At 69.9% G+C, this 2,729-nt stretch carries 4 protein-coding genes; all 4 read left to right on the top strand.

From position 1 onward, the window contains the following. The first annotated feature begins 362 nt into the window (after positions 1–362). Positions 363–923: a ribosome maturation factor RimP gene (rimP, locus tag ABZS54_RS42700; protein ID WP_355548786.1), complete on the top strand. Its 561-nt coding sequence runs from the start codon at positions 363–365 to the stop codon at positions 921–923. A 3-nt stretch (positions 924–926) separates the two neighbouring features. Continuing rightward, complete coding sequence (gene nusA / locus ABZS54_RS42695) at positions 927–1,949, top strand: transcription termination factor NusA (protein WP_355548783.1); 1,023 nt, start codon at positions 927–929, stop codon at positions 1,947–1,949. 65 nt (positions 1,950–2,014) lie between these two features. Then, positions 2,015–2,326, top strand: coding sequence for a YlxR family protein (locus ABZS54_RS42690; protein ID WP_355548789.1), 312 nt, complete (start codon positions 2,015–2,017; stop codon positions 2,324–2,326). Between the two features lie 98 nt (positions 2,327–2,424). After that, a partial coding sequence (locus tag ABZS54_RS42685) for a translation initiation factor IF-2 N-terminal domain-containing protein (RefSeq protein ID WP_355548780.1) occupies positions 2,425–2,729 on the top strand: 305 nt, incomplete at its 3' end.

The following is a 2,729-nucleotide window of genomic DNA, read 5'->3' as shown; positions in this document are numbered from 1 at the left end:
CCGCTGCCGCGCCGCGTCGTCCGCCCTGCGCCGCCCCTGGTCCGAGCCACCGCCGTCGTCGCAACCGGCGATCGTGGCGGCGATCGTCGCCGCGGCCACGGCGCCGAGGACGGCCCGTCGCGTCGGCCCCGCGTCGCGCATGCGTCCCGCTCCTGACCCTCGTCCGTGATGTCCGTTGCCGGCCTCTGGCCGTGTCGGACGCTACCGCATCCGCGGGCGTGCGGACCTCGACGGACATCCGGCGTACGCCGGGCGGACGTGCGCGAGATCCGCTCCGGACCGGATACTGTTGTCCTTCCACGACCCGCCCCGGCGGTCGACGCACCTGAGACAACAGCACACGCAGCCGAGGAGTCACCCGGATGAGCACCACCACGTTGGACCGGCTGCGGGAGATGCTGGAGCCGGTGGTATCAGCGGTGGGCGTGGATCTGGAGGATCTCTCCCTCACCCCCGCCGGCAAGCGCCGGGTGTTGCGCGTGATGGTGGCCGCCGACGACGGCGTCGACCTGGACAAGGTCGCCGAGGTCAGCCGGGCCGTCTCGGACGTGCTGGACCCGAGCGACGCACTGGGCAGCCTGCCCTATCAGTTGGAAGTCACCACCCCGGGCGTGGACCGCCCGCTGACGCTGGAGCGCCACTGGCGCCGCGCGGCGGATCGGCTGGTCCAGGTCCAACTGCACGACGGCACCACCGTGACCGGCCGGATCGGCGCGAGCGACGCCGAGGGCGTGGAGCTGGACGTCGAGGGCAAGCCGCGCCGGCTGGGGTACGACGAGGTGGCCAAGGCGGTCGTGCAGGTCGAGTTCAACCGCAAGAGCGCGGACCCGGCGGTCGCCGCCGAGGACGACGAGGACGACGAGGACACCGAGGTCGAGGACATCGACCCCGACAACGACGACACCAAGGACGAGGAGGCGTAGGACGTGGACATCGATATGAGCGCCCTGCGCGGGCTTGAGCGCGAAAAAGAGATCAAGTTCGACCTCCTGGTCGAGGCCATCGAATCGGCCCTGTTGATCGCATACCACCGCACCGAGGGCAGCCTGCCCAAGGCGCGCGTGGAACTGGACCGATCCACCGGTCACGTCACCGTGTGGGCGACCGAGACCGACGAGGCCGGCCAGCGCGTTCGCGAGTTCGACGACACCCCGGACGACTTCGGCCGGATCGCGGCGACCACCGCCAAGCAGGTGATCCTGCAGCGGCTGCGCGACGCCGAGGAGGAGATCACGTTCGGCGAGTTCGCCGGCCGTGAGGGCGAGATCGTCGCGGGCGTGGTCCAGCAGGGCAAGGACAACCGCAACGTCCTGGTGGACCTGGGTCGCATCGAGGCGATCCTGCCGCCCCAGGAGCAGGTACCGGGCGAGCGGTACGCGCACGGCATGCGCCTGCGTTGCTATGTCGTACAGGTGCGGCGTGGGCCCAAGGGGCCGTCCATCACGCTCTCGCGCACCCACCCCAACCTGGTGCGGAAGCTGTTCGCGCTGGAGGTCCCGGAGATCGCCGACGGCAGCGTCGAGATCGCCGCGATCGCCCGCGAGGCCGGCCACCGCTCCAAGATCGCCGTCTACTCCACGCGGGCCGGGCTCAACCCCAAGGGCGCGTGCATCGGGCCGATGGGGGCGCGCGTGCGTGCCGTCATGGCCGAGTTGAACGGCGAGAAGATCGACATCGTCGACTGGTCGGACGACCCCGCCCGGATGGTGGCCAACGCGCTGTCCCCGGCGCGGGTGAGCAAGGTCGAGATCGTGGATCTCGCCGCGCGTTCCGCCCGGGTGACCGTGCCCGACTACCAGCTCTCGCTGGCGATCGGCAAGGAGGGGCAGAATGCCCGACTTGCCGCGCGATTGACCGGATGGCGCATCGACATCCGGCCGGACACCGAGACCGGTGAATCGGACGACCGGGGACGGTCGACCGAACCAGGTCGCGGTGAGGAGCGGTAGACTTGAACGTGTCTGGTCGCAGGCATGGCCGAGCATGCCCTGGTACGAGGCCGGAAAAGCAGGAAATCACTGCTTCTCCGTGCCGAACGTGCGTAGGTTGTCGGCAGCGTGCGGCCAAGGCCGACCTATTGCGGGTCGTGGCGGTGAAGGGCAGTTGTGTCCCCGACCCCCGCGGCCGAATGCCCGGGCGGGGCGCGCACCTGCATCCCGACCCGGAGTGCCTGGCCCAGGCGGAACGTCGAAAGGCGTTCGTTCGGGCTTTGCGCGTGCCGGGGCCGCTGGACTCGGCACCACTGCGTGCTTATTTGAGCGGTGATGGGTTGTCAGAGGTCGGTCGGACAGGTCCAGCGAAGCAGTACCTCGCGAGTCGGAAGTAGGTCGAGATTGCGATGAGCACTCGATGAGTACGCGATGAGTACAGACATGCGGTAGTGACGGTCCGGCGGACGACCAACCCCGGACCAGAAGGAGCGACGTGGCAAAGGTCCGGGTATACGAACTCGCCAAGGAGTTCGGAGTCGAGAGCAAGGTCGTCATGGCCAAGCTCCAAGAACTCGGTGAGTTCGTTCGTTCGGCGTCCTCGACGATCGAGGCGCCGGTTGTTCGCAAACTGACGGAAGCACTCAAGACGGAAGGCGGGCCCTCCCGCCGGCCCCAGCGTGCCGCCCCCACGGGCGCGCCGCAGGGCGCCACTACTCCCAGTTCCCCGCAGGGCGCCGCGGCGCGTCCTGCCCCCGCTCCGGGCCCGCGCCCGGCGGGTGCGCCGACTCCGGGCCCGCG

The sequence above is a fragment of the Embleya sp. NPDC005575 genome (assembly GCF_040605455.1).
Taxonomy (GTDB): Bacteria; Actinomycetota; Actinomycetes; order Streptomycetales; family Streptomycetaceae; genus Embleya.
This window is presented reverse-complemented; position numbering and strand designations above follow the sequence as displayed.